This is a genomic window from Saccharomonospora saliphila YIM 90502 (assembly GCF_000383795.1).
Lineage (GTDB): Bacteria > Actinomycetota > Actinomycetes > Mycobacteriales > Pseudonocardiaceae > Saccharomonospora > Saccharomonospora saliphila.
Window position 1 is genome coordinate 69,772 of the sequence record NZ_KB912668.1, and the last position, 5,590, is coordinate 75,361.

General features: G+C 72.3%; 6 protein-coding genes. All 6 read left to right on the forward strand.

The window, feature by feature from the left end; all coding sequences use genetic code 11:
• Positions 1–416 precede the first annotated feature (416 nt).
• Entirely contained in the window at positions 417–734 is a 318-nt protein-coding gene (gene mihF, locus SACSA_RS0111315) for an integration host factor, actinobacterial type (RefSeq protein ID WP_005455668.1), read from the forward strand.
• Positions 731–1,399, forward strand: a complete 669-nt coding sequence (gene gmk, locus SACSA_RS0111320) for a guanylate kinase (protein WP_019815970.1) — start codon at positions 731–733, stop codon at positions 1,397–1,399. The genes mihF and gmk overlap by 4 nt, the downstream gene beginning before the upstream one ends.
• Positions 1,372–1,671 (forward strand): DNA-directed RNA polymerase subunit omega, encoded by a 300-nt coding sequence (gene rpoZ / locus SACSA_RS0111325; protein WP_232212927.1) that lies wholly within the window; start codon positions 1,372–1,374, stop codon positions 1,669–1,671. Before gmk ends, rpoZ begins: the two co-directional genes overlap by 28 nt.
• Positions 1,672–1,678: 7 nt before the next feature.
• Positions 1,679–2,917 carry a bifunctional phosphopantothenoylcysteine decarboxylase/phosphopantothenate--cysteine ligase CoaBC gene (coaBC, locus tag SACSA_RS0111330; protein ID WP_157596822.1) on the forward strand — a complete coding sequence of 413 codons (1,239 nt, stop codon included), beginning with the start codon at positions 1,679–1,681 and terminating at the stop codon, positions 2,915–2,917.
• A gap of 79 nt (positions 2,918–2,996) precedes the next feature.
• Entirely contained in the window at positions 2,997–4,205 is a 1,209-nt protein-coding gene (gene metK, locus SACSA_RS0111335; protein ID WP_019815973.1) for a methionine adenosyltransferase, read from the forward strand.
• Between the two features lie 154 nt (positions 4,206–4,359).
• Complete coding sequence (locus tag SACSA_RS0111340; RefSeq protein WP_019815974.1) at positions 4,360–5,493, forward strand: acyltransferase family protein; 1,134 nt, start codon at positions 4,360–4,362, stop codon at positions 5,491–5,493.
• Positions 5,494–5,590: the final 97 nt, after the last annotated feature.

The following is a 5,590-nucleotide window of genomic DNA, read 5'->3' on the forward strand; positions in this document are numbered from 1 at the left end:
TCCCGCGAGATCCTGCGGCACGGGCCGGACCCGGTGGCCCTGCGCGCCGCCGTTCAGCGCACCGCGCGCGAGCTCGCGCCGACCGGGCCCGCGTCCGACGACGGTTAGTTCATGCCCTGGTCCGCACGCATTTTGATCTTGCACTAGGGTAGCCCGCGTGGCGTCCGAGGCGGGGTTTCGGCGCGACCACCGGGCAACCGCACACGGCCGACGGTCCCCACCGGTTCACGCCGTGCGCCCGGTGCGGCCGTGGGCCGTTGGCGCGATCTGTCGAACGTGACAACGGCGGCGTGTGCCGGGGCGTCGACGCATGTCGGCGACGTCGCGGTCGGCGCCACCCCGCATTGAGTGTCCAGGTCGTGGGTGGGTACGGTCGCCACACCCACCCAGAATTTTGAGTAACACCGGAGGAAAACGTGGCACTTCCCCAGCTCACCGAGGAACAGCGTGCTGCGGCGCTGGAGAAGGCCGCCGCCGCCCGTCGCGCTCGCGCGGAGCTCAAGGAACGGCTCAAGCGCGGCGGCACGACCCTCGCCGACGTGCTGAAGCAGGCCGACGAGGACGAGGTTCTCGGCAAGATGAAGGTCTCCGCGTTGCTGGAGGCCCTGCCGGGCGTGGGCAAGGTGCGTGCGCAGCAGACGATGGAGCGCCTTGAGATCGCCTCCAGCCGTCGACTGCGTGGCCTCGGCGACCGTCAGCGCAAGGCGCTGCTCGCCGAGTTCAGCGGCGAGTGAGCGAGCACGAACGCGGCTCGGACGCGGCCGGCCCGACGGGCGGTCGTGCGACACACCGTGAGCCGGTGCCGGAGCGGACCGCCCGGCACCGGCTCACGGTCGTCTCGGGACCGTCCGGCGTCGGCAAGTCGAGCGTCGTCGGCGAGCTGCGGCGGCTGTGCCCGGACATCTACTTCAGTGTTTCGGTGACCACCCGCCCGGCCCGCGCGGGTGAGGTGGACGGCGAGCACTACCACTTCGTCGACCGGAGCCGATTCGCGAGCATGGTCGAGGCGGGCGAGCTGCTCGAACACGCGGAGTTCGCGGGCAACTTCTACGGCACGCCGCGCGGGCCCGTCGAGCGGGCGCTGGCGGCGGGGCGGCCTGCCGTGCTGGAGATCGAGCTCAACGGCGCGCGGCAGGTGCGCGCGGCCATGCCGGAGGCACGGCTGGTGATGCTGCTGCCGCCGTCGTGGCCGGAACTGGTCGGCAGGCTCACCGGGCGCGGCACCGAGCAGGACGAGGCCGTCCACGCCCGCCTGACCGAGGCCGAGCGCGAGCTGGCCGCGGCAGGCGAGTTCGACGCGCACGTCGTCAACGCCGACGTGCGGACGGCCGCGCGGGAGTTGCTAAGCTTGGTGACCGGCCGAGATACCGCATGCGACGAGACGGAGCACAGTCAGTGACCTCGATTACGCTGGGCCCGCAGGGTGAACAGCTCGAAGGCATCACCAACCCGCCCATCGACGACCTGCTCGACAAGGTCAGCTCCAAGTACGCGCTCGTGATCTACTCCGCGAAGCGCGCCCGCCAGATCAACGACTACTACGCCCAGCTCGGCGAGGGTCTGCTCGAGTACGTGGGCCCGCTCGTGGAGCCGGGGCCGAGGGAGAAGCCGCTCTCCATCGCGATGCGGGAGATCCACTCGGGCCTGCTCGAGCACACCGAAGGGGAGTAGTCCGCCGGTGACCGCGCGAGGCCGGGTGGTGCTCGGTGTCGGCGGCGGGATCGCCGCCTACAAGGCGTGCGAGGTCCTGCGCGGGCTCACCGAGTCGGGGCACGACGTGCGTGTCGTGCCGACTGAGGCGGCGTTGCGTTTCGTCGGCGCCGCCACGTTCGAGGCGTTGTCGGGGCACCCCGTCGACACCGGGGTGTTCACCCGGGTGCCGGAGGTGCAGCACGTGCGCGTCGGCCAGGAGGCCGACCTGGTGCTGGTGGTGCCCGCCACCGCCGACCTGCTGGCCCGTGCGGCCCACGGTCTCGCCGACGACCTGCTGACCTCGACCTTGCTCACCGCGCGCTGCCCGGTGGCGTTCGTCCCGGCCATGCACACCGAGATGTGGGAGCACCCGGCCACCCGGGACAACGTGGCCCTGCTGCGTTCCCGTGGCGCCGTGGTCACCGAGCCGGACGCGGGCCGGTTGACCGGTGCCGACACCGGCCGGGGCAGACTCGCCGATCCGCGCGAGATCGTGGATCTCGCCCGCCTGCTGCTCGCGCGCCCCGGCGCGCTGCCGCGGGACCTCGAAGGGCTGCGGGTGGTGGTCTCGGCGGGTGGCACGCGCGAACCGCTGGACCCCGTCCGGTACCTGGGCAACCGCTCGTCGGGCAAGCAGGGCTACGCGCTGGCCCGGGTGGCGGCGCAGCGCGGCGCCGAGGTCACCCTCGTGGCCGCGCACACGGTGGATCTGCCCGCGCCCGCCGGGGCCGATCTCGTCCCGGTCTCGACGGCCGAACAGTTGCGCCGTGCGGTGTCCGAGGCCGCGGTCGACGCGGATGTGGTGGTGATGGCCGCGGCGGTCGCCGATTTCCGGCCCGCCACCGCGGCCGAACACAAGATCAAGAAGACGGCGGACGGGGCCGCCCCCGTCGTGGAGCTGGAACGCAACCCCGACGTGCTCGCGGAGCTGGTCGAGCGCAGGCGCGCCGGGCAGGTACTGGTCGGCTTCGCCGCCGAGACCGGGGACGAGCACGGCGACGTCCTGCACCACGGCCGGGCGAAACTCAAGCGCAAGGGCTGCGACCTGCTCGTGCTCAACGCGGTCACCGAAGGCGGTGCCTTCGAGGGCGACGACAACACCGGATGGCTGCTCTCGTCCGACGGGCTGGAGCGGCCCATTCCTCCTGGCCGGAAAAGCGCGCTGGCGACCGCGGTGTGGGACGCCGTGGCCGACGTGGTGCGGGGGCGCCGGGAGCGCCAGTAGGCTTCCTCCCAGGCGGCACAGCACCGAACCGGGAGGGCGTGCGGGCCCGACGGCCGCCGTGGGAGGAGTGCGAGGACCCGTGGGCGCGTCGAAACGCAGGCTCTTCTCGTCGGAGTCGGTCACCGAGGGACACCCGGACAAGGTCTGTGACGCCGTCAGCGACGCCGTGCTCGACGCCCTGCTCGCCGAGGACCCGCACAGCAGGGTCGCGGTCGAGACGTTGATCACCACGGGCCAGGTGCAGATGGCCGGGGAGGTGACCACCCACGCCTATGCCGACATCCCGACGATCGTGCGGGAGAAGATTCTCGGCATCGGCTACGACTCCTCGGCGAAGGGCTTCGACGGCGCCTCCTGCGGGGTCAACGTGGCGATCGGGGCGCAGTCGCCGGACATCGCGCGCGGTGTGGACGCCGCCTTCGAGACGCGGGAGCACTCCGGTGCCCCCGCCGTTGACGACCTCGACCGGCAGGGCGCGGGCGACCAGGGGCTGATGTTCGGTTACGCCTGCTCGGACACCCCGGAGCTGATGCCGCTGCCGATCGCGCTGGCGCACCGGCTCGCCCGTCGCCTGGCCGTGGTGCGCAAGCAGGGGGAGCTGCCGTTTCTGCGCCCCGACGGCAAGACCCAGGTGACGATCGAGTACGAGGGCGATCGTCCGGTGCGACTGGACACGGTGGTGGTCTCGACCCAGCACGCCGAGGACGTCGACGTGGAGGCGACCCTGACGCCGGCGGTCTCCGAGCACGTCACCGCGCCGGTGCTCGACGGCGTCGAGCTGGACACCACGCGGACCCGGCTGCTGGTCAACCCCACCGGACGGTTCGTGGTCGGCGGGCCGATGGGGGACGCGGGCGTGACCGGCCGCAAGATCATCGTCGACACCTACGGTGGCATGTCCCGGCACGGCGGCGGCGCGTTCTCGGGCAAGGACCCGTCGAAGGTGGACCGCTCGGCCTCCTACGCGATGCGCTGGGTGGCCAAGAACGTGGTCGCGGCGGGGCTGGCCGGGCGGATCGAGGTGCAGGTGGCCTACGCCATCGGCACGGCAGCGCCGGTGGGTTTGTTCGTCGAGACCTTCGGCACCGAGACCGTGGACCCCGCCCGCATCGAGGCCGCGATCGACGCGGTGTTCGACCTGCGGCCCGCCGCGATCATCCGGGACCTCGACCTGTTGCGTCCCCTCTACGCGCGGACCTCGGCCTACGGGCACTTCGGCCGCACCGATCTGGACCTGCCGTGGGAGCGGTTGGACCGGGTCGGCGCGCTCCGGGACGCCGTGTCCTGACGCCTCGCGGGCGCGTTGCGCCGTCACCCGCGCGGGCGCCCATGTCGTCGCCGCCTGCGCTGCGGGAGCCCGTGTCGTCGTGATCCGTGGCCAGGGACCGTGTTCGTGACCTGAACGGGGGCCACACGTGCGGGTGACCTAGACTTCCGGTCTCATGGTGCAGGCTCACGAGGTCCGGCAGGCCTCGGACACCTCCGTGCGTTCCGGCCAGGCCAGGCCCCGAGGGCCCCGGCACATCAGTTGGGACGCGATCCGCGTCGTGGGAATCCTCGCGGTGCTGACGTTCCACGCGACGTTCCTGGCGCCCGTGACGCTGCCCGGTCTCGAACCGCCGTACGGGCCGCTGCGCATGGATTTCCCGTTCGGCGCGTCCGTGCTGATCACCGTGTCCGGTTACTTCGCCGCGATGACCGTCGGCAGACAGACGCCGGTGCGGTGGTGGCTGCGGCGCCTGGCGCGTCTGCTGCCCGCGTTCTGGGTGGCCGTGCTCGTGATCTTCGCGGCTACCCAGCTGCTCGCCCCCGAGGGCCTGCCCCGGCGGACCTACGGGGACCTGGTGGGCAATCTCGCGCTGATCCACGTGCTTGACCGCGACGTCGCCTACATCGACCTGGCGCACTGGACCGTGCCCGTGCAGGTGGCCGGGTTCACCGGGATCGCCGTGCTCGCCCTGAGCGGTCGCGTGCGCGGACGGGTGGCCACCGGGGTGTTGTGGGCGGTGCTGCTGTTGCCGCTGTCGCTGCGCTACCTGTTCATGGCGCCGGGCGACGTGCCGCCCGAGTGGGTCAGCTACCTCATGGACGGCACCGGGCTCAGCCGTGCCCACCTGCTGGTCGCCGGTGTGGCCGTGTACCGGTGGTCGCAGGGCCGGATGCGCTTCGCCACCTTCTACGCGATGCTCGTCACGGTGGTGCTCGCCCACGGACTGCACCCGCCGCCGGGCGACTCGGTCGTGGCCTACGCGCTGGCGCTGGTGCTCATCTGCGTCGCGGCCCACCAGCCGGTGTGGGACGGGCGCGTGCTGACCCGTCTCGAGCGACCGATCCGGTGGCTGGCGGGGATCTCCTACGGGGTGTATTTGACGCACTATGTCCTCGGCACGATCGTGGCGCGCCACCTCGCCGATCTCGGCGTTCCCTGGGTCGGCTGGGTCCCCGCGATGATCGCGACCGCGATCCTGTGCGGGTGGGCGCTCACACGGTTCGTCGAGCAGCCCGCGTTCACCTTCCTCAGCCGGTTCATCGACCGGGACGCGCGCGCCCCGCGCCGCCCGGCCCGGGCGATGTGAACGCTCCGTGCTCCGGCCGCGCGGCTCGGCCGCGAGTGCTGGTAGAGAGGACGGCGTGAACCGCCCTGAGACCGAGCCGATGTGGCCGCTGCCGCCC